The sequence below is a fragment of the Enterococcus sp. BWT-B8 genome, from assembly GCF_020567625.1.
Taxonomy (GTDB): Bacteria; Bacillota; Bacilli; order Lactobacillales; family Enterococcaceae; genus Enterococcus_L.
In genome coordinates this window covers 143165-165607 of the sequence record NZ_JAJDJV010000009.1, presented here as the reverse complement: position 1 = coordinate 165607, position 22443 = coordinate 143165, and the positions used below count along the sequence as shown (strand labels likewise).

Below are 22443 nucleotides of genomic sequence, written 5' to 3'. Positions count from 1 at the left end.
TAATTTTTAAACATAAGGCACACTCCTTTTTGGTTGAGTTTAGTCACTTTAATCTTATAAGGTCGTGTGCTTTTTGTATACCTTAAAATCAAAAAAAGTGGGACAATAATCAGATTTTTTTCTGACTATTGTCCCACACTCACTATTTTGCTGGTTTTACCAGCTGCAGTCTTTAAGCGAAAATGTTATTTCTAAATGTTATATGCACAAATGTGCTGATTTAAATAAATATTTTTTGTGGATATAAATTCCGGTCTGATTTAGAAGTCTTCTCATTCTAAAGGTATCATTTCTACTTTGCAAACACTTGAAGCGCTTTCTTCTGGTGATTATTATTAAGCAACAATAGATCATTTTAAGAAACAGAAGGACAGCTGGCGTGTAAGAATACTGAATAAAGGGTGTAAACACAGAAGCTTTAAGCAGAAGAAGAGATGGATGAAGCAAGAAGAAGAACCATTGCAGATTTTATTGTGAAAAAGATTGCAATATCTTTTTTTGCAGAAATGAATGTGCAACAGGATGTGTTATAGGACAGAAAAAATCTGTGCTATATTTTGTTTAAGCTAAAACGTTTACAGGGAGGAGGAATAATGAAAGAGTTAATTGAGAGGCAGCAGAAAATGATAAATATTCTGGCTTGGGATGCAGAGTTCATATCTGTAACTGCACTTGCTGAAAAAATGAATCGTTCAGTGCGTACAACCTATGATGACTTGAATGCAATCAATGAATGGATCAAAAGCAATGAGCTGCCTGTAAAGCTTGAGAAAAAAAGATGTTTGGGTATTCGATTGACCGGCTCTGTAGAGGCAATTAGAAATAGAAGCTTTTGCAGAGAAAAAAACAGTGATGGAATTGACAGAGAAAGTCCTGAAAATAGACAGTTTATGATTGCTTCAGCTATGCTCATTGATAATGAGACAATTACCTATCAGCGATTGATGGATAAATATTTTGTCAGTTCGACGTCAATTAAAAATGATTTGGAGAAAATCCAAGCTCAATACTGTATAAAGTTATCCAGTACGAAACGCGGAACGAGTATCCTTGCAGAAGAAGAGGAGATTAGAAAGAGTTTGTTTTTACTTGCTGAACAGCTAATGAAGAATCATAAGCTTGAATCAATGGAAGAATTTGAACGTATCGGACCAGAAATATTCGGAGAGTTGTTTGATAAAGAACTTACGAGGTATGTCTTCAGGAAAATGGCTGAATTATATGATGGAGATGAATTTTATTTTCCAGGGCATTATTTAAAATCTGCAACACTTCATGTACTGATCTACTTGTATAGAACTATACATGGGTACTTGCTGGAACGGGAAAGCAACTTCCTTTTCGAACAGATCAAATCAATAGAGACATACTATCTTTCCAATTCAATACTTGCAGAAGTTTCGTTAATCCATCCAATTAAGTATGCAAAAACGGAAATTGAAGGATTAAATCATTTACTTATTTCACAAGGCATTAAGTTAAAGGAAAAAGCGAGTAAGACAAACAGAGTAATCAATGAAAGCGTAGATAAGCTAATCAGAAATATGAGTGAGATTTTCGAACTGACATTTGCTTCCGACAATGAACTGAAGGAGAGACTAATTTTTCATTTTATACCAATGATTTACCGTGTGCAGTCCGGTATCACTATTAATAATCCTCTTATGGAAGAAATAAAAAACCAGTACACTTTGACGTTTAACTCTGTTCGTTTTGCACTGACAGATATTGAGACACAACTTCAATTGACTTTTAATGATGATGAGGTTTCCTTCCTGACTGTTTATTTTCAGGTAGCACTGGAAAAAATGGATTTTGGAAAAAGAATACTGATCGTTTGTCCTACGGGTATTGGAACCTCAGAACTGATTATTAATAAAGTCAGAAAAATGCTGCCGCAGAAAGATTCTTTGGAGGTAACAACGCTTAGTCAGCTGAAAAGGAACGATCTTTCAAAAATAGATTTCATCATTTCTTCGGTAGCAATTGGGGCAGTAGGAAAACCGGTTGTTCAGGTTTCGCCGCTAATCAGTCAAACAGATTTAAAGAATATCTCCCGACTGTATTCAGAAGTATTTTTGGAAGAATCTGCAGACAATGAGATGTTTACAGAAGATTTTACGTATATGGCTGATTTGCTGGATTCTGACTATATATTTTTTAAAGAAGATATTCGAGATAAAGAAGCTTGTCTGGATTTTATCATCAATAAGTTGGAAAAATCAGGTGATGTGACAGCAGCCTTTCGAACTGATGTATTTGAAAGAGAAAAATTAGGGGCAACATCTTTGGAAACAGGTGTGGCGATTCCACATGCTTCCCCCAAGAATGTTGTGCATTCAAAAATTTGTGTTCTTGTTTTAAATGGTGAAATAAGCTGGGATGCATATAAAGTGAAGGTTATTATCCTGATTTGTATTTCGGAAAAAGACCGAAAATATATTAAAGGAATACTCTCGGAAATATATCAGATTGTTATGAGCAGAGAGAAGGTTTTTGATTTTGTAAATAAATTATCCAATTGAAAGAAGGAAGACATATGGCAGAAGTGATTAATACAGAGTTAGTGGATTTATCGGTTGAGGGACTTTCAAGAAATGAAATTATCCGACATTTGGCAAATAAAATAGATTTGGATGATCGCATAAATAATTTTGAAGGATACTTTGACAGTGTGATTGAGAGGGAAGAATTAACCTCAACAGGTATCGGTTTTGGTATTGCAATTCCACATGGAAAGTGCTCGCATGTTAAAGCAACCACCGTTGCATTCGGCCGTCTAAAGAATGAAGTGGACTGGAACAGCTTGGATGGAAAAAATGTGACAATTGTTTTCCTTTTAGCTGTTCCAGAAGAATGCAAAGGAGATCAGCATTTGCGAATGATTGCCGGTTTATCCCGAAAATTAATTCATGATGAATTTAGAAATAAATTGGAAACAGCAGAAGACAAGCAGGAAATTGTTGAATTGATCAATGATAGTCTGACAAGCATAACAGTTTAGAAAATAGTAAGAAGGAGTGGAAGAAGATGAAATTAGTCGCAGTGACAGCATGTCCATCAGGAGTAGCCCATACGTATTTGGCAGCAGAAAGTCTGGAGGTTGCAGCAAAGAAAAATGGTGTGGAAATTTGTGTAGAAACACAAGGGTCAATAGGAATTGAAAATGAAATTTCAGCTGAACAGGTTGCGGCAGCCTCAGCTGTTATTTTAACCAATAATATTGGAATAAAGAATGAAGAACGATTCAAAGGAAAGCCGGTTGTTCGAGTGAGTGCGGGGGATTGTATAAACAAAGCAGAGTTGATAATCAAAAAGATTCAGGAAAAATTAGGATAAAAACTAGGAGGAGAGAATATGAATGAACTTATTTCTTTATTGAAAGATGCCAGAAAGCATATGATGACCGGCGTTTCTTACATGATTCCTTTTGTGGTGGCAGGAGGAATTATGCTGGCTGTCAGTGTGCTCCTCTCTGGAAATGCGGCTGTCCCAAGTGAAGGAGTTCTTGCAGATATTGCTAATATAGGGATTACTGGTCTGGGCTTAATGGTCCCTATGCTTTCCGGGTATATTGCATTTTCAATGACGGATCGTCCTGGTTTGGCGCCAGGAATTATCGGAGGGATGATCGCAAGCAATATTGGAGCAGGCTTTATCGGCGGAATTTTATCTGGGATTTTGGCAGGAATAACCGTTTCTTACTTGAAAAAAATTAAACTTTCTGCCAACTTGCGTTCACTGATGCCAATTTTTATTATTCCTTTACTTGGAACAATAATTGTCGGCGGACTGATGTATTGGGTGATCGGGCAGCCGATTGCTGCAGCGATGGAAGCAATGACTGCTTGGCTGGAAGCAATGGGAACGGGAAATCTGGTTGTACTTGGTTTAATTCTTGGTGCAATGATTGCTTCGGATATGGGTGGGCCTATTAATAAAGTGGCTTTTGGATTTGGCTCTGCTATGGTCGGAACTCTGGACCCTGTAACAGGTGTGCCAAGTGATACGGCATTGCTGATTATGGCCGGTATCGGAGTGGCGATTTGTGTTCCCCCGCTGGCTATGGGACTTGCTACACTGATTGCTCCTAAAAAGTTTACTGTTGAAGAGAAAAATTCCGGTAAAGCAGCTCTTGTTATGGGGATGGTTGGAATTTCTGAAGGAGCAATTCCTTTTGCAGCAGCTGATCCATTTCGGGTAATACCTGCCAATATTATTGGCGGAGCAATTGGTTCTGCTGCAGCAATGACTTTAGGTGCAGGAAATCCCGCACCATGGGGCGGATGGATTGTTTTACCAGTTGTTTCCAATCCGCTGATGTATGCGGCAGCAACACTTCTAGGTGCTGTGGTTACTGCAGTGATCGTTGTGGTGCTGAAAAAAGAGATAAAAGCGGAGGAAATGGAGACACATACAGGGCTGGATAAAGAGTTTGATTTAGATATTACAATTATGTAGTTTGATAAACGTGTAAATAAAATAAGGGGAGGTTGTGACAAAAGCAATCAGCTCCGAGAATTAAGAAGGAATATCCGAAAGTTGTCAAGGAACACTATTTATAGAATGAATAGCTGAGAATTGATACACTATACTCCGCTGTGCTTCGATCCCATCAATTTCTATGTATGAAACATGCGAGAGTTGGCAGGCTTCACTAGGATTGCTTTAGCAGAGTAGATGAAGTCCTGTTACCTATTCGGTGAAGGAACTGGAGCTCCTCATATTTTCAGGATCGTTCGGCTTAATTCGGAGGAGCTGCTCCTGCGGTTACTCGTCGCAAAAAGAATTTTTGCTTTTGTACTTCCGTTTATTCGGGGATAGATACGAAGAGAGTTTGGGGCTTTATTTCTGTCCCGCTCTCTCTTTTAAATTTATTTCAAACACATTACTTTGCAGGTAGTGAAGAATCAGCTGAAGGATCTAATCGTTTCTAAACAGTGATCAACTCTGTTTGTGCACTGATTCGTTCTCGATCTTTCTGAGAAATAAAATGATTGGTAATGACCAGATCAATTTCTTTCCATGAAGCAACCTGTACCAAAGAGGTTGACTCAAATTTTGTATTGTCCAGTAAAACAATTTTCTTTGCAGATTTTTTTAGAAGCTTTCTCTTTATTTCTGCATCAACCAAAGAAGACGTACAAAAGCCTTCTCTATTTTGAACGCCGCTTGAGCCAAAAAAGCATAGATCCAACTGAATATCAGGATAAAGCTCTATAGAGGTGTCGTTGTGAAAAGCCATATCATTAAAGGCATAACGTCCTCCAAAACAGTAAATCTGATGCTGGCTGTTCACCAGTTCTAAAATTGCTGCCAAGGAGCCTGTAAAAATTTGTTTTTCAGAAAGCTTCTGGATTTTTGCTGCAAGTAAAGCCACCGTGCTGCCCTGATCTAATCCGATGCTGCAGGAATGCTTGGGAATTTGTTCTGCTGCTTTTTCAGCAATCTGTCGCTTTTTATCTAGATGAATGGGGGTACGGTTGATTACTGGTGTCAGCTCTTCCTGTTGTACCAGTTCAGCTCGTCCATATTTTTTTATTAAGATCCCTTCATCTTCCAAATAGCTCAGATCTTTTCGAATGGTTTCATCTGAAACATTAAAAATAGCAACTAAATCAGTTACTTTCATCGTCTGATTTTGATACAGCAGCTCAGAGATTCGATTTCTGCGAGCAGTGATTTCAGAAGCTTTCAAATTAAATTCCTCCAATTATCAATTATTCATTTATTTTACACTAAAATAATACATTGATCCAAGAAAAAAATGTTTAAAAATTGGTTTTTGTAAATATTTTGATGGAATTCGTTTTTAAATCCAACAAAAACATGGAATTAAGCCTTTGTATATTTTATACTGGAAATGAGAAAAAGGAAGGAGGATTAATAATGTCAAACGGAGTTATCGAGAAAGAAAAAAATATTGTAAATGTAGTAATGAATGGAAATGAGCGGATTCAGCGAATGAAAGATAATCTGTTTAAAGAAAAAAGACGGATATCATTGGAACGCGCGCTTTTCTATACCGAAAGCTATAAACAAACAGAAGGACAGCCTGTTATTATACGGCGTGCAAAAGCTGTGGAACATGTTATGAATCACGTAAAAATCAGTATTCGTGAAGGAGAACTTCTCGTTGGAAATCGAACTGTTCGTCCTCGCTCTGGAATTCTTTCTCCTGAAATGGACCCATACTGGATTGTGAAAGAAATTGATACGATTGACACCCGCCCGCAAGATCAGTTTGAATTTACTGAAGAAGATAAAAGAATCTATCGCGAACAACTGTATCCTTATTGGGAAGGCAGATCAATGAAGGATTTTATCACCAGTCAGATTACAGATGAAATCAATGATGCACTGAAAAAGGAAGTTTTCAAACTGAATCAGACGGATAAAGGACAGGGTCATATAATTATGGATTTTCCGTCTATTCTGACTTACGGTATACAGCATTATATTCAACTTTTAGAAGAAAAAATGGCTGAGCAGCCTGAAAATGATTTTTTTAAAGCCGGACATATTCTCTTTAATGCCATGAAAGATCACTTTTTGAGATACAGTACTCTTGCAAAAAGAATGGTCCAGAATGAAACGGATGATACACGAAGAAAAGAATTACAAACAATCGCAAATATGTGTCTTAAGCTAAGTGCAGAAAAACCGGACTCCTTTTATGAAGCACTCCAATTATTATGGATGACAAGTATTGTTGGTCAATATGAATCAAATGCATCTTCGCTTTCACTCGGGAGAATGGATCAATACATGTACCCATTCTATGTGAAATCTCAAAAAGCTGGTATTTCGGAAGAATTTTTATATGAAGTACTGGGAGATTTTTACATTAAAACCAATGATGTTGTTTTGCTGAGGAGTGAGAGCAGTGCCAAGTGCTTTGCAGGATTTCCCACTGGATATACGGTTGTATTGGGAGGATTAAATGAGCTGGGACAAGCTTCTGTTAATCCATTATCCTATATCATGCTTGAGCTGTATCATGAAATTTTGCTGCCGCAGCCAAATTTATCTGTAAGAATGAATGAGCTTATTCCAAGGAAATTTTTATTAAAGACTTGTGAAACTATTCGTTTGGGTACGGGCATTCCCCAACTTTTTAATGATGAAGTGTGTATACCGGGATTTTTGAGCAAAGGGGTTTCACTGGATGATGCGAGAGATTATGCAACGGTTGGTTGTGTAGAAACGAGCATTCCGGGACGAACGTATGGTCTTCATGATATTGCACTGTTTAATTTGTTGAGAATTATGGAGCTCAGTATGTATAAATTGAGAAACAAGACTGATTTAACTTATGATGAATTGACGGAAGACATTAAATCCAGTATTTCTTATTATGTGGAATTAGTAGCAAAGGGCTCAGATATTGTGGATTTGGGTCATCGCCATTACGCGCCTACTCCATTTTTATCAGTATTAATTCAGGATTGTTTAATTAACGGGAAAGATGTAACAGAAGGCGGTGCACGGTATAATTTTTCCGGTGTACAGGGAATTGGAGAAGCAAATCTCAGTGATTCCATGTATGTAATCAAGAAAATGATTTTTGAAAACAAGGAAATGACTTTTTCAGAGTTGTTGAACGGAATGGAAGTTAATTTTGAAGGAGATTATGCAATCCTTCAAAACCATGTGATTCAGGACTTTGATAAATATGGAAATGATAATGATGAGATTGATGAAATTGCTGCTAAACTGTTTCGTCACTATGCGAAGGAGCTGGAAAAATATACGAATGTCCGTGGAGGGCAGTTTATTCCCGGAGCTTATACAGTTTCTGCACATATTCCTTTAGGAGAAGCAGTCGGGGCAACACCGGACGGAAGAAAGGCCCAGGAGCAGTTGGCTGACGGCGGTCTGTCGCCAATGGTCGGACGTGATCGACTGGGACCTACAGCAGTCTTGAAATCAGTCAGTAAGCTGGATAATTATCTGACTGTTAACGGCAGCCTGCTGAACTTGAAATTTCAGCCGAATACACTGAAAGGAAGACAGGGACTGAATAAATTTGCTGATTTTCTAATGGCTTATACAAAATTGAAAATTCAGCATGTTCAGTTCAATGTTCAATCTAGAGAAACATTGCTTGCCGCACAAAAAGAACCGGAGAAGTACTCGGGGTTATTGGTACGTGTGGCTGGTTATAGTGCTTTCTTTGTTGATTTAAATAAGAAAATCCAAGACGATATTATCGCTCGTGTAGAGCATGAACTATAAAAAGAGGGATATTCATGAAGAATAAAGGCTTACTATTTAATATTCAGCGCTACTCGATTCATGATGGAGGAGGTATCCGGACAATCGTATTTCTGAAAGGCTGTCCTTTAGCCTGTCCATGGTGTTCAAATCCTGAGTCAAGGTTGGCTGTTCAACCAACTAGTTGGGTAAAAAACGGCAAAAAGGAAACCGTGGGAAAATGGTATGATGTTGAAACAGTAGTTAATGAGGTGTTGAAAGATGAAATTTTCTATCGAACTTCAGGAGGAGGCGTTACTCTTTCAGGCGGTGAGGTATTGATGCAGGCAGATTTTGCTGCAGAACTGCTGGCAGAGCTTCATGATTTGGGGATTCATACAGCTATTGAAACAACAGGATGTTTTCCAGTTGATCGTCTGGCAAAGCTTTTGCCTTATTTGGATCAGGTGTTATTTGACTTGAAATTAATGAATGCCGCAGATGCGAAGCGGGTAATTGGTCTGGATGTAAATACTATAAAAGAAAATTTTGAACTGGCAGCGGCATACCGTGATGAAATTGATCTGATACCTCGTGTTCCTTTAATTCCCGGTTATACAGCTGTCCAAAATAACTTGTTGGAGATAATTGACTATTTAAATCGCTTAGATATAAAAGAAGTGCACTTGCTTCCTTTTCACCAATATGGCAGCAGTAAATATGAATATCTGGGTTGGAATTATGAAATGAAAGACAGTGAGCCTCTTTCTAAAAAAACAATAACTGAAATTAGAGAACTGTTTGAGAATAATGGTATTCATCCAAATGTTGATGGACTGGAATAAAAGGTATTTGGAAATTTTCTGTTGATGTCTCCTTGAATAGAACAAAAGAGCTCGAATCCATTTAGTGCACAAATGTGCACGTTTTGATAAGCTGCTGAGGATAACCTCTGATTTTACTGATTTTCGCAAACTTTCGTTGTGAGGATAAGGCTTCAGAGAGTTAGAGCTGATAAACTGAGGGTGTAAAAAAGAAAAGGAGTGACGTCAATTGGAATTTATGCTTGATACAGCGAATTTAGAAGATATAAAGAAATATAAGGAGATTGTTCCGCTGGCAGGTGTTACCTCTAACCCTTCCATTGTTAAAAATGAAGGAAAAATAGTATTCTTTGAACACATGAAAAAAATTCGTACAATTATTGGTTCTGAAAATTCTCTGCATGTTCAAGTGGTCTCTCAGGATTTTGAAGGAATGCTGGCAGATGCTGATGCGATTTTGAAAAATATTGATAAAAATGTTTATATTAAAGTGCCAGTGAATGAAGAAGGTTTGAAAGTAATCAAAGCGTTGAAGGAGAAAAAAATTAATGTAACTGCCACTGCTATCTATACTAAATTTCAGGCGTACTTGGCAATTGCCGCAGGAGCAGATTATATTGCCCCATATTTTAACCGAATGGAAAATTTGAATATTGATCCGTGCAAAAGTATTGCTGAGATGGCTAAAGAAATTGAAAGGACCCGCAGTTCTACGAAAATACTGGCAGCCAGTTTTAAAAATGTTGGTCAGGTAAATAATGCTTTAGAATGCGGAGCGCAGGCCGCTACAATGGGAACAGATATTTTCAAACAGGCATTTGGCATGCCTTCCATTCAAAAGGCTGTAGACGATTTTACTGCTGACTGGGAGCAAATTTTTGGAAAAGGGATAACAATCGCTGATTTATAATGAACAGCTAAAAACTGAGTAAATAGAAGGCCAAAGCCTTTTCGAAGGAGTTGCTCCTGCAGTTACTCGTCGCAAAAAGAATTTTTGCTTTTGTACCGCTATTTATTCGGGGTTAGATATGAAGAGAGTTTGGAACTTTGATTCTGTCCCAAACTCTTCTGAGAAGGCTTTTTCTGTTTAACTGCCCGCAGTTTAATCTAGGCTAATAGTACTTTTGATACATTTGTAAGCTAAGGAAATGTACTGGTAAATTATTATTCTGAAAAAAATGATAAAAAACATTTGACAGTATAAAAAAAATCCTATAAGATATTAATCAACACTTAATAATTAAATTCGATGAAGAGAAGAGTAAGTTTGAGCGGTCTTGCAAGAGAGTCTCCATTAGGTGAAAGGAGATAAGACAGGATAACTGAAGATGGTCTCAGAGGATAAGTTGTTGATAAGTAAGCAACTTCGGGCGGCACCCGATATCAATGCAGCAAGTTAGAAACTGACTTGTATTAGAGAAGAGACAGACGGATTTAAGTCACGTTTGTTTCAATGAAGGTGGTACCGCGGATTATTCGCCCTTTTACTGTATTTGCAGTAGAAGGGCTTTTTCTTTTTTTAAAATGGAATAGAGGAGTGGAAAAAGAGAAAAAGAGTTTTATCAAATAAATAATGAATGCATTGAGATGGAAAGTACAGATGGATTTTTATCAGACAGAGAGCCTGGGCAGCTGAAAACAGGTGATAAAAGACATGTGGAAAATGGCCATTGAGCAACATCCCGAGTGGAGACTTTCTTCATAAGGCGGTGACGGCAGCACCCGATATAGTGCAGAGGTATAAGTGATGAAAATCACCGTACCTGCAGAGGAGACTGCTGTGAAGCAGTGTCGAAAAGAGGTGGTAGCACGCAGAAGGCGTCCTCAAGTGTATAAGGAATTTGTACATTTGAGGATGCCTTTTTTCGTTGAAGAAGAGCAGCTGAAAAAAGAATTGAATGGTGGAGCTGAAAATAAGCTTCATCAGTCTTGTAAAAAATACGTGAGGTGAAATCTATGATTGAGTTGAAAAATGTGAGTGTGACATTTCAGGAAAAAAAGAAAAAAATAGAAGCGGTAAAGGAAGTCTCTTTGAAAATTGATAAGGGTGACGTGTTTGGTATTGTGGGGTATTCAGGTGCCGGAAAAAGTACTCTGGTTCGTGTTATCAATTTGCTTCAGCGCCCAAATATCGGGGAAGTGATTATCAATCAGGAAAATCTTCTGAGCTTTTCACCAAGGAGGCTGAGAGAACAGAGGAAAAAAATTGGGATGATTTTTCAGCACTTCAATTTGATGAATGAACGGTCTGTGTTTGACAATATTGATTTTTCTCTGAAGTATTCAGGGTTAAATAAACAGGAGAGAAAGAGAAAAATAAACGAACTGCTGCAGCTGGTTGGGCTGGAGGAAAAACAGGAAGCCTATCCCAGCCAGCTGTCAGGAGGACAAAAACAACGGGTAGCGATTGCAAGAGCATTGGCAAATGATCCGGAAATCCTGCTCTGTGATGAAGCAACAAGCGCTCTTGATCCTAAAACAACGATTCAAATACTTGAATTGCTGAAAAAACTTAATCAGGAGCTGGGTCTTACCATCGTTTTAATCACTCATGAAATGCAGGTTGTCAAAGAAGTATGCAACCGTGTTGCGGTAATGGAAGATGGAAAGGTGATTGAGGAAAATGATATTGTAACAGTCTTCAGTGATCCCAAAGAAGAGTTGACGAAGGATTTTATTCGAACTGCAGCACATATTGATCAGGCACTGCAAACCATCATTGAACACCCAACATTAACTAATTTGGCTGTTAATGAAGAACTTGTAGAATTGTCTTACGTTGGAGAGCAGACGAGTGAGCCGCTGATTGCCCAGCTGTTTAGTAAATATCATGTGATCACGAACATATTATATGGCAATGTAGAAATTGTTCAGCAGGTGCCGATTGGACGCCTGATTGTCGTTTTATGCGGTGAAGAAAATCAACGTGTGAAGGCCAGAGAGTTTTTGGCAGAGCAGCAGGTGAAGGTCAGCGTACTTGAAGAGATAAATCAGAATAAAGAAAAACGGAAATTACAGGTTATATAGGAGGAGACGAGATGCAGCAATTTTTACAAAACTATTTTCCAAATGTCATTCAGCTTAAGCAGGAGTTTATCAATAGTACAATTGAGACGCTGTACATGGTATTTTGGACAGCTTTGGGAGCTGGAATTTTAGGAATTATCTTAGGGGTCATTTTAGTGACAACAGCTCCAAAAGGAATTTTTTCAAATCAGCTTGTTTACAATATTTTGGAGAAATTCATAAATGTTTGTCGTTCCATTCCCTTTATTATTATGCTGGCACTGATTCAGCCGATTACTCGTATGCTGACAGGAACGACAATCGGAACCACGGCAGCTCTGGTTCCATTAATTGTGGGAGTAACGCCATTTTTTGCCAGACAAATTGAAAATGCGCTGCTGGAAGTGGATCAGGGGATCATAGAAGCAGCTGAAGCGATGGGCACCAGTCCTTTTGGCATCATTGTTCGAGTTTATTTGATTGAGGGTCTGCCCAGTATTATTCGGGTGTCAGCAGTAACAGTGATCAATTTAATCGGCTTAACGGCAATGGCTGGTGCTATAGGTGCCGGAGGATTGGGAAATCTGGCAATTACCAGAGGCTATAATCGATTTCAAACAGACGTGACTATTGCAGCAACGGTGATCATACTGATTTTGGTTTTTCTGAGTCAGTTTATCAGTAATTTATTAATAAAAAAAACATCACATTAGAAATGGGGACATAAAAATGAAAAGAACAGTTAAATTTTTAGCAGCAATTGCTTTAGCAGGAATCGTATTGGCCGGATGTTCATCAGGAAGTGCCAAGATAGACAAAAATGAGGTAGTCAAATTGGGTGTGGTTGGTGCCAACAATGAGGTCTGGGAATCGGTAAAAGACCGGTTGAAGGAAGAAAATATTGAGTTGGAAATTATTGAGTTTTCGGATTATACGCAACCAAATGCTGCTTTGGCAGAAAAAGAAATTGACTTAAATTCATTCCAGCATCAGATATTTTTGGATAACTACAATACCGAACATAAAACGGATCTTGTTTCAATTGGAAATACAGTCAACGCTCCTTTGGGTGTTTATTCTGAGAAGTTAAAAGATATTGAAGACATAGAAAACGGCGGAGAAATTGCCATCCCAAATGATACAACAAATGGCGGGAGAGCTTTGTTATTACTGCAAAGTGCAGGATTAATAAAAGTTGATCCAGGAGCACAGCAGACTCCGACAGTTAATGATATTACGGAAAATAAGCGAAATCTGAAAATTACTGAACTGGATGCCGCTCAAACTGCTCGTGTCCTTCAGGATGTGGATGCGTCAGTTATTAACAGCGGAATGGCTGTTGATGCAGGTTTTATTCCTACCGAAGATGCAATCTATCTAGAGCCGGTGGATGATACGTCAAAACCCTATGTGAATATCATTGTGGCGAGAAAAGAAGATGAAGACAATGAGCTGTATCAAAAAATCGTCGATGCTTATCAACAGGATGAGACAAAAACGGTGATTGATGAAAGTACGAAAGGCTCAAGTATTGCTGCGTGGGAAACTTTTGGACGCAAGTAAACTAATGATTGAGGAAAATGGAGGAAGGAACTATGAGTACAGCAGTGAAACAAAATATACGAGATGAAGTTCTGGCAGGAAAAGAGGAAGTAATCTCTTTACGAAGATATTTTCATCAGTATCCAGAAGCCAGCTTAAAGGAATTTCAGACGATTAAAAAAATCAAAGAAGAGTTAACAAAACTCGGAATCTCTTATGTTGAAGTAGGAGAAACAGGAGTGCTTGGAACGATAGAAGGTAAAAAAGGAGCTGGTAAAACGATTTTACTGCGTGCAGATATTGATGCATTGGAATTGGAAGATAAAACCGGGAAAGAGTATCAGTCTAAAAATCCGGGATTAAATCATGCCTGCGGACATGATGGACATGCTGCGGCTTTACTTGGAGCTGCCAAAATCTTAAAAAATCGTGAAAATGATTTTACAGGAAAAATTCTGTTGGCTTTTCAGCCGGCAGAGGAGATCGGGGCAGGAGCCTGCCAGTTTGTGGATGGCGGTTTTGTAGACGAGGTAGATCGTGTGTTTGGTATCCATCTGGATTCTAGTGTTGAAGTTGGTAAGTTAGTGGCAACAAAGGGACCGACGAATGCCTCCTGCGATATTTTTAAAATTGAAGTGGAGGGCTTCAGCAGCCATGTGGCACAGCCTGATGTCGGCAGAGATGCTGTATTGGCAGCTGCCAGCATTGTGGTTGAACTGCAGAAAATTGCAGCAAGAGAAGTTTCCCCTCTGGATACTGTTGTTGTCGGAATTGGTGTACTGAACGCCGGAACACGGTACAATATTGTTGCCAATCATGCAGAAATTGAAGGAACTGTTCGAACATTCAGCCATGAAACGAGGGCGTTTGTTTTAAAACGAGTGAAAGAAATTGCAGAGCAAATCGCAGCAGCCCATCGTACAAAAATCTCGGGATTTTCTATCTATGACGCAGCAGGACCGCTGATCAATGAAGAGGAGTCAACCCAGCTGGCTCAAAAGGTTGCAGCCGAAATTGTTGGAATCGAAAATGTAATAACTGATAATCAAAAAAGTCTTGGAGCAGATGATTTTGCAGATTTCCTGAGTAAAGCTCCCGGCGTCTATGGACGGGTGGGGACTCGTAATTTAGAAAATCCAGATACTCAGTACGGCCATCACCATGAAAAATTTGATATTGATGAAGATGGACTGGCGTATGCGACAGAGTATCATGTGACGTACGCACTAAGTTATTTAGCAGAGTAAAAGTTGTTCTCCTGACTAGAGTATTGGCCGAATTAAAACTAAGCTATGCTTCTAATTCAAGAAACGTGCAGCCAGTGTGGGAGCAACTCGGCAGAAAACGCTGAGTTCATCCCTAACTAGAGTCAAACTAGCTGTAAAGTCGTACAATATTTAACTGAGCTCGCTTCAATAAGTATTCCTTGAATAGAGGCTCGCTCATCTAGGAGCATTAGCAGGATGGTATATAATGCTCTGATGGGGATAAATTTGTCAAAATTTATTCCATATACAAAGAGATAGCTGTATAGGAACAGCATTCCTTTTTTAAACGGAGTTGACGCCTCCCGTAGTTACCTCTTTGAAATAGAGTTTTCAAACAAGTCCTAATTCCTCGGAGCAGTTCAGTAAATAGAAAAATCAGCAAGACTTTTCTCGAATGAGGAGAGGCTTGTTGATTTTTTTATGGAAATAATTTTTGAGAAATACGACTATTAGAAACGAACTTCCTACCTAAAAAATAAGCAAAATATTGAACAATAATTTATAAAACTGCATAATTTAAAGAGAAAAGTATCGAAAAAAATGAAAAATTATTGATAAGGGCATAGGTCTGTCTAAACAAATATGCCGATGACTTCTACAGCATCGGCATAAAATATTCAATTATTCTTTTACAACAAGCACAGTACAAGGTGCATTCTGGACAACATAGTTCGTTGTTGATCCGACAGTTGTTTCAGTCAGCCGTCCTTTCCCTGTAGCCCCTATAACGATTAAGTCAATTTTTTCCTCAGTTGGAACCGTTGTTGCGATGTAGTGTTTCGGGTTGCCGATTTCAACAATAGGGGTGACATCAAATAAATTATGTTCAGAAGCATAAGCAAGGTGTTTTGCCATTTCGCTTTCAACCAGCTCTTTTTCTTCTTCCAGAACTTTTGAAAAGGCAAAAGAGCTGTGGCTGATGGCATTTTTATCAATGATCGCCAGGACATATAGTGCAGCACCATTTTGAGCAGCAATTTCAACAGCATGTTTCAAAGCGAGTTCAGAGTTTTTGGAACCATCTACGGCGACTAGGATTCTTTCATAGTTTTTCAGCATGGTACTCATCTCCTTCTTGTTCATTTAAGTATAACATGTACAAAATTTAAAAAGAAATGGAAGGCTGCTTTATGCCAGATGAAAATGAAGAAATACATGAGCTGCTGATCAGGTGATTGGGTCAGCCTCATTCTATTAACAAAAAATAATTTGAAGCAGTTTTTGCGTACGTTTATTTATATAGTAAAATGGAAAATAGGGATAATAAGGCAAATAATTATAGTACTTATCGATTAAAAATAAATTTCAGAAAGAGCAGGACCATAGAATGAAACTATATTTAAGACAGGCAACACTTGAAGAGCTTCAACAAATCATGACAATTATCGAAACTGCCCGTGTGGAGTTGGCGAACAGAAAAATACCGCAGTGGCAAGCAGGGACTGGACCAAATGAGGAAATGTTGAAAGCAGATATTCTTTCAGAAAATTGCTATGTCCTAATTCTGGAGAGCGAGCTTGTTGGTATTGGTGTAATTTCTGAGGAAAAAGATCCCGCGTATGAACAGATTAAAAATGGGCAATGGGAGACGAAAGCAGCAGGTTATGCATCCATTCATCGAGCAGCTGTCAGCAGTGAGCATCAGGGGAAGGGACTGGCTGTTATGATGCTTCGCTTTCTGATAAATGCTGCTGTATTAAAAGGCTTTGTAGATATTCGTATTGATACTCACCCTAAAAATGAGATCATGCAGAAGGTCATTCAACGGGCAGGATTTGAGTTTGCTGGGGAGATTGAACTTGAAGTTCCAGATGGAGAAAGATACGCATATCAGATTTCACTGAATTAGTTCAAAGGGAAAAGCAGTCTGCTTTCTATGATTAATAGCAGGAACGAAGTAAGGAAATAATGAATGATGATCTATATTGTAAACTTTTTATTAATAGCGAGCTAAGCAGACAGAGCGTAATTGAAAGGAGTACAGATTTTCTGAATATGAATTTTTCTGAAGAGTAGATTTTTAAGAATTAAATACTCTGCATCGAAAGTTGAAAAAATGAGAAATACGATGAGAATCACTTAAAAGAATTTTCTAATGATTTTCTATTCTACCCTTATTATATAGTATAGATAAATTTGACTTTACCCATTTTTCACTAAAAACTCTATTATATCAGTAGTTGTAGATGCTGTTTTCTAAACAAATGAAGTACGCTTCGCAATACTGTCAGTTCAATGCTTTTCTGTATTAATTTCAAAAATTTTGAGTAAATTCAAAGAGATAAAGAATGGAAACAACAGTATAAACAAATGCTCCAACAATTGTTGGAGTATTTGTTGTTGTAAGGATTTCAATATGCGGTAGTGTGCTGTTTCGAAGGAAAACGTCTCTTTAAGGGAGGATATAAGACCTATCAGATCAATGATTAACGAGTACTAAAAGAAAAATCGGAAAATATTTTTCCGGTTTTTTTCTTTTTTCTTGATAAAGATCAAACGCTGTATTATAATAATGTTAATTAATTTTAGGTGTACCTAAAATTAAAGAAAGGGCGATGCTTAAATGGATAATAATCTATTAATCAATCATCTAACGATTTCCTATAAAAGAAAAATAGCTGTTCAAATTGAAAATCTGATTATTACCAAAAATCAGCTGACTGGTATTATCGGACCCAATGGTGCAGGAAAGTCAACGTTGTTAAAAGGAATGCTTGGATTGATTCCCATAAACAGAGGAGAAGTAGTCTATAAAAACCAGCCAGTAAGCCGACAATTAAATAAATTTGCTTATGTGGAACAAAGACAGGAGATTGATTTATCCTTCCCGATAGATGTTTTTGGTGTTGTTCTACTGGGCACTTATCCGAAAATCGGTTTAATTAAAAGACCGGGTAAAAAAGAAAAGGAACTGGCGTGGAGCTGTCTGGAAAAAGTGGGTATGGCTGATTTTGCTCATAATCAGATTGGCGAGTTGTCAGGCGGACAACTACAACGGGTCTTTATTGCCCGGGCATTGGCTCAGGAAGCAGAATGGATTTTTTTGGATGAACCTTTTGTTGGAATTGATGCTACGAGTGAAAAGATTATTATTGATTTGCTTAAGCAATTAAGAGATGAAGGAAAATCTATAGTGATTGTCCATCATGATCTTCACAAGGTCAGGGATTATTTCGATCAGCTGGTTTTATTGAATAAGCAGGTCATAGCTTTTGGCTCTGTCGATCAGGTGTTTGAAGTTGATAATATGAAAAAAACGTATGGAGAAGAAATAGCTGAAATGCTGAGGCTGGGAGGGAAATAGATGATTAACAATTTTATTGACGGACTGATGAACTATCAGTTTTTGAAAAATGCTCTCTTTACTTCTGTAATGGTAGGAATCATTGCAGGTGTTATCGGATCATTCATTATTTTGCGGGGAATGTCTTTGATGGGAGATGCGATTTCTCATGCTGTCCTTCCTGGGGTAGCTGTGTCGTACATGCTCGGTACAAGCTATATTATTGGCGCTACCTTGTTTGGAATTGGATCAGCTGCCTTGATCGGATTTGTCACAAAACACAGCAGATTGAAAACAGATACGGCGATTGGTATTGTCTTTAGTTCTTTTTTTGCCTTGGGAATTGTCCTGATTTCATTTGCAAGGAGTGCCACAGATCTTTATCATATTCTGTTCGGAAATGTTTTGGCAGTCAGAGATTCAGATATGTATTTAACCGCAGGTGTCGGTTTTGTAGTTATAGTCGTAGTGTTGTTGTTCTATAAAGAATTAAAAATTACTTCATTTGATCCGATAATGGCTCAGTCTTATGGATTAAATGTGAGCTTTATTAATTATCTGCTGATGTTTCTTTTGACTCTTGTGGCTGTTACTTCGCTGCAGACAGTAGGTACAATTCTGGTTATTGCCATGCTGATTACTCCGGCTGCAACTGCGTATCAATTAACAAACAGTCTTCCGAAAATGATTGGTCTTTCTGTATTGTTCGGAGTGTTAAGCTCTATCATCGGACTTTTTTTCAGCTACAGTTATAATCTGCCATCAGGAGCAACCATTGTTTTGACGGCAGCAGTGTTTTTCATTTTAGCATTTGTATTTTCGCCAACGAAAGGAATGATTTCCGAATTAAGAAAGGAGCAGCAGGATGAAGCATAAATTAATTAAAGCAGGATTGGCAGGACTTGCAGCTGTTATGTTCTTAACCGCTTGTGGAAATAAAGAGGGGAGTAGTAGCCAGGCGGAAGATCAGAATAAACTGACGGTAGTTGCTACAAATTCAATCATTGCGGATATGGCTGATGAAGTCGGGAAGGATTTGGTATCCATACACAGTATTGTCCCTGTAGGAACAGATCCTCATGAGTATGAGCCTCTGCCTGTAGATATTCAAAAGGCCAGTGAAGCAGAAATCGTTTTATATAATGGACTAAACCTGGAGACAGGAAACGGCTGGTTTGAGAAGTTAATGGAAACATCTGGTAAAGAAGAAAATCAGGATTACTTTGCAGTCAGCAAAGAAGTTTCTCCAATATATTTGACCAGTGAAGGTAATACAGATCAGGAGGATCCGCATGCCTGGCTGTCAATTACAAACGGGATCGCTTATGTCAAAGAAATCGCAAGAATTTTTGAAGAAAAGGACCCGGAACATGCCTCTGTTTATAGAGAAAATGCGGAAAACTATATTGAGCAGCTGGAAGAACTGAATGAGAAAGCAAAAAATGAATTTGCTGATATTCCTGAAAGTAAAAAGCTGCTGGTTACCAGCGAAGGAGCTTTTAAGTACTTTTCGAAAGAATATGGACTGAAGGCTGCTTATATTTGGGAAATTAATACAGAAAGTCAGGGAACACCGGAGCAGATGAAGTCAATTATTGATACAGTTAAAAAATCAGATGTTCCTGTGCTGTTCGTTGAAACCTCTGTAGATGCGAGGAGTATGGAACGACTGTCCAAAGAAACAGGATTGCCGATTCACAGCAAAATATTTACTGATTCCCTTGCGGATAAAGGTAAGGATGGTGATACATATTACAGTATGATGGCATGGAATCTTGAGAAGATTCATGAAGGACTGTCGGAATAAAAGAAGGGGTAGAAACAACTGAAAAATGATCTTAGTAAGATGGCATTCATCACCAAGATCATTTTTTTTATCTGTTGCTTAATTATTGTTTTTCAACGACTGCCTGCCAGATGCCCTTAGAACCAGTTCTAAGGTAAAATGGAGGACGGTGCAGAGATTCAAGCGATTAGTAATGGCGATTTTCCAGGTTGTACAATGCTGGAAAAGGTTACAGAGTTTTCTATTTCCTTGAAGGGAAAACCTTATATGTATTTTAGAATGGCCAGTCGAAACAGATAAACAGAAATTTAGGAGGGAAAATCATGAGCTTTGATCGTTTGGCAAAAAGCTATTATTGTAAAAGTCGGCAGTGAAGAAAATATTTTTTCGATTGTTCCATTATTGCTATCTAAAAAGCTTTAAGAAATTTATCAATGTTTTTCTTTGTTTTAAGTCACTGCTGAGCCAAAAATTAAACCAGTTTGTTCATCATTGACAATCAAAGATAAGGATGATAGTATTAGTGCCGTTACAAAATATCAAGTTGTTTGAAGCAGCTTCTTACTTGTAACCTGGGTTCATCAACCATCCCCAGTAAAAAAACTAGGAGAAAGAAGGAGAAATTATGCAATCATCTGTTTCATCAGGTAAAAAACTGCGAGTAGTCACACTGAACGCAATTATTATGGCACTGTATTTGGCGTTAACATTGTTTGTTGCTCCTGTTGCTTCCGGTCCGATTCAATTCAGAATTTCAGAAAGTCTGAATCATTTGGTCGTTTTCAACAGAAAGTTGATGTGGGGCGTTTTAGGCGGCGTTATTTTTTATAATATTATTTTTGGGTACGGTGTCATTGACGCTTTATATGGCGGAGCACAGACTTTCGTTTCTTTAGGTTTGACCGCTTTACTCTATAATAAAGTAAAAAGCGAGAAAATACGACTTGTCTTAAATACTTTATTTTTTACAGTATCAATGGTATTTATTGCGGTCATGCTGGTAAATACAGGCGGAGCAGAAAACGGCGGATTCTGGACAACCTATTTGTTTTTGGCTCTTAGTGAATTTATCGTTATGGCGTTATCAGCACCATTGATGTATTTCTTAAATAAAAAGATCCATTTTGAATCACGAATCTAAACAGATGTGTGATGTCAAAGTTTGGATAGGTTTTGAATTTTTAATCAAAGGACAGGACAATTAGCAGATTGTTCTGTCCTTTGTTTTTTGTCTGACTGTCTTAAATATTTTTCTGTCAGTTTTACCTTAGTTTAATAGGCAATTAAAAAAATTTTCCAAGTCACTGTTATTTTAACAAAATCTGCAGTAAATTAGTATTACATGAAACAGTGGCTGTTCCATAAAAGTGATTGGGTCCTTTTATCCCCAAAAAAAGTTCTTTATACTGAACCTTGCATGACTTATCCAAGACCAATGTAAAGGATTTTTTTGTCATGGAATAGGTGAAGAGTTTAATGCAACAACAGTGACATTCAGTATAAAATATGAAAGGCTATTTGGTGTTGCGTCTGATTATTTCCCGCTTGCAAATAAATCACTTATTGCATATGATAGTGTATTTCGGCTCGTCAACTATTTGCTAGATATTTTTTATTATATTATTATGAAAAATACAGAAAGATTAAAGTTAAGATATTTCTAATGTTATTTTATAAGTAGTTGTTATAGGTTTGCGCGCGACATTATAGTTGCTAAATATAAATATTGGAGGGGTTTAAATGAAATTCAAATTATCTTCTAAAATATTATTTTTAGGTGTTATTGGTCTATCTGGGTTAATTTTGGGTACGGTTAATGTCAACGCTGCTTCTTTTGAAGATATGAAAGAACATGTTGAAGCTGGTGAGGGTCAGGTGTATAATCCAATCTCAAATGAGATTATGGATGAAGAGAAATCGTTAGAGTATGTTCAATATATTGAAGAAGCATTGGAAGGTTAAAATAGCGAAGAAATCCCAGAGGAAATACAAATAGAAGCTTTTATAGAAACTAAATCTGAGGAATCACCGCAATCAAATGTTGACGATATGTTCCCACCAATATTAACACGAGGAACAACGCCACCGACTGGGACACCTAGAATTGTGGATGATTTCGTAAAACCATATGAATCAAATCCTTTTTCTGGTAGTGGTTGGCATTTCAGCGGATTGAGATTTACAGTGAGAAATGTAAAGCTTAACCCATATTTTGGTATAAGAGCACACTTAGATTCATTCAAATTTTTCAACGGTATGCATGATGTAGTTGCACCAGTTAGCAATAATTTTACGTATACAGTTTCAAATTTTAGAGGTACGCCATTTATCGGTTATTTTGCTACTTGGAATCCAGTAACAAATAGTCGTTATCATATCTATTAATAAATTTCTAATATTAGTAAAATCAGAGTGCAGTTAAAAATTGTTCTCTGTTTTTTTTATTTCTTAAATATAAAAAATAAATTACTATTAAGTGAAACCTTTCAGTACATTTTTTTCTCTAATAAGTATAGGGAGGAGGAGGCAAAAGAGTTT

At 37.6% G+C, this 22443-nt stretch carries 20 protein-coding genes and 2 other annotated features; of the genes, 18 read left to right on the top strand and 2 right to left on the bottom strand.

Going from position 1 to position 22443, the window contains the following annotated elements; genetic code table 11:
- Positions 1-593: 593 nt before the first annotated feature.
- From LI951_RS10205 to LI951_RS10190, 4 genes are read left to right on the top strand one after another with little or no spacing between them, the layout of a single operon-like run.
- The gene (locus tag LI951_RS10205) at positions 594-2525 is read left to right on the top strand and encodes a BglG family transcription antiterminator (RefSeq protein ID WP_229442064.1); all 1932 of its coding nucleotides are present in this window, start codon (positions 594-596) and stop codon (positions 2523-2525) included.
- 14 nt (positions 2526-2539) lie between these two features.
- A complete protein-coding gene (locus LI951_RS10200) occupies positions 2540-3004 on the top strand; it encodes a PTS sugar transporter subunit IIA (protein ID WP_202067718.1) in 465 nt (154 codons plus the stop codon).
- Between the two features lie 26 nt (positions 3005-3030).
- Entirely contained in the window at positions 3031-3339 is a 309-nt protein-coding gene (locus tag LI951_RS10195) for a PTS fructose-like transporter subunit IIB (protein WP_202067719.1), read from the top strand.
- An 18-nt stretch (positions 3340-3357) separates the two neighbouring features.
- Positions 3358-4461, top strand: coding sequence for a PTS fructose transporter subunit EIIC (locus LI951_RS10190; RefSeq protein WP_202067720.1), 1104 nt, complete (start codon positions 3358-3360; stop codon positions 4459-4461).
- A gap of 472 nt (positions 4462-4933) precedes the next feature.
- Here the strand turns inward: LI951_RS10190 and LI951_RS10185 are convergent, their stop codons facing one another.
- Positions 4934-5698 carry a DeoR/GlpR family DNA-binding transcription regulator gene (locus LI951_RS10185; RefSeq protein ID WP_229442063.1) on the bottom strand — a complete coding sequence of 255 codons (765 nt, stop codon included), beginning with the start codon at positions 5696-5698 and terminating at the stop codon, positions 4934-4936.
- 191 nt (positions 5699-5889) lie between these two features.
- Between LI951_RS10185 and LI951_RS10180 the strand changes: the two genes are divergently transcribed.
- From LI951_RS10180 to LI951_RS10150, 7 genes are all read left to right on the top strand, one after another.
- Positions 5890-8238, top strand: coding sequence for a formate C-acetyltransferase (locus LI951_RS10180; RefSeq protein WP_267491720.1), 2349 nt, complete (start codon positions 5890-5892; stop codon positions 8236-8238).
- Between the two features lie 14 nt (positions 8239-8252).
- Positions 8253-9041, top strand: coding sequence for a glycyl-radical enzyme activating protein (locus tag LI951_RS10175; RefSeq protein WP_202067723.1), 789 nt, complete (start codon positions 8253-8255; stop codon positions 9039-9041).
- A gap of 208 nt (positions 9042-9249) precedes the next feature.
- Entirely contained in the window at positions 9250-9930 is a 681-nt protein-coding gene (locus tag LI951_RS10170) for a fructose-6-phosphate aldolase (RefSeq protein WP_202067724.1), read from the top strand.
- 330 nt (positions 9931-10260) lie between these two features.
- Positions 10261-10507: a binding site (T-box leader), on the top strand.
- Between the two features lie 86 nt (positions 10508-10593).
- Positions 10594-10849 (top strand) — a binding site (T-box leader).
- Between the two features lie 127 nt (positions 10850-10976).
- Positions 10977-12047, top strand: coding sequence for a methionine ABC transporter ATP-binding protein (locus LI951_RS10165; RefSeq protein ID WP_229442062.1), 1071 nt, complete (start codon positions 10977-10979; stop codon positions 12045-12047).
- An 11-nt stretch (positions 12048-12058) separates the two neighbouring features.
- Positions 12059-12739: a methionine ABC transporter permease gene (locus LI951_RS10160; protein ID WP_202067726.1), complete on the top strand. Its 681-nt coding sequence runs from the start codon at positions 12059-12061 to the stop codon at positions 12737-12739.
- Between the two features lie 16 nt (positions 12740-12755).
- A complete protein-coding gene (locus tag LI951_RS10155) occupies positions 12756-13589 on the top strand; it encodes a MetQ/NlpA family ABC transporter substrate-binding protein (RefSeq protein WP_202067727.1) in 834 nt (277 codons plus the stop codon).
- A 32-nt stretch (positions 13590-13621) separates the two neighbouring features.
- Complete coding sequence (locus tag LI951_RS10150) at positions 13622-14815, top strand: amidohydrolase (protein ID WP_229442061.1); 1194 nt, start codon at positions 13622-13624, stop codon at positions 14813-14815.
- A gap of 642 nt (positions 14816-15457) precedes the next feature.
- On the opposite strand, the gene LI951_RS10145 is transcribed toward LI951_RS10150, so the two are convergent.
- The gene (locus LI951_RS10145) at positions 15458-15895 is read right to left on the bottom strand and encodes a universal stress protein (RefSeq protein ID WP_202067729.1); all 438 of its coding nucleotides are present in this window, start codon (positions 15893-15895) and stop codon (positions 15458-15460) included.
- A gap of 268 nt (positions 15896-16163) precedes the next feature.
- On the opposite strand from LI951_RS10145, the gene LI951_RS10140 reads away from it, so the two are divergent.
- The 7 genes from LI951_RS10140 to LI951_RS10110 all read left to right on the top strand — a co-directional run bounded on the left by LI951_RS10140 (position 16164) and on the right by LI951_RS10110 (position 22290).
- Positions 16164-16685 carry a GNAT family N-acetyltransferase gene (locus LI951_RS10140; protein ID WP_202067730.1) on the top strand — a complete coding sequence of 174 codons (522 nt, stop codon included), beginning with the start codon at positions 16164-16166 and terminating at the stop codon, positions 16683-16685.
- 714 nt (positions 16686-17399) lie between these two features.
- Complete coding sequence (locus tag LI951_RS10135; RefSeq protein ID WP_229442060.1) at positions 17400-18140, top strand: metal ABC transporter ATP-binding protein; 741 nt, start codon at positions 17400-17402, stop codon at positions 18138-18140.
- Complete coding sequence (locus LI951_RS10130) at positions 18141-18995, top strand: metal ABC transporter permease (RefSeq protein ID WP_202067732.1); 855 nt, start codon at positions 18141-18143, stop codon at positions 18993-18995.
- On the top strand, positions 18985-19926 hold the full coding sequence (locus tag LI951_RS10125; protein WP_202067733.1) for a metal ABC transporter substrate-binding protein: 942 nt from the start codon (positions 18985-18987) through the stop codon (positions 19924-19926). Before LI951_RS10130 ends, LI951_RS10125 begins: the two co-directional genes overlap by 11 nt.
- Positions 19927-20530: 604 nt before the next feature.
- Positions 20531-21046 carry a QueT transporter family protein gene (locus tag LI951_RS10120; RefSeq protein ID WP_202067734.1) on the top strand — a complete coding sequence of 172 codons (516 nt, stop codon included), beginning with the start codon at positions 20531-20533 and terminating at the stop codon, positions 21044-21046.
- Between the two features lie 599 nt (positions 21047-21645).
- Positions 21646-21867, top strand: coding sequence for a hypothetical protein (locus tag LI951_RS10115; protein WP_229442059.1), 222 nt, complete (start codon positions 21646-21648; stop codon positions 21865-21867).
- 144 nt (positions 21868-22011) lie between these two features.
- Positions 22012-22290, top strand: coding sequence for a hypothetical protein (locus tag LI951_RS10110; RefSeq protein WP_229442058.1), 279 nt, complete (start codon positions 22012-22014; stop codon positions 22288-22290).
- Positions 22291-22443: the final 153 nt, after the last annotated feature.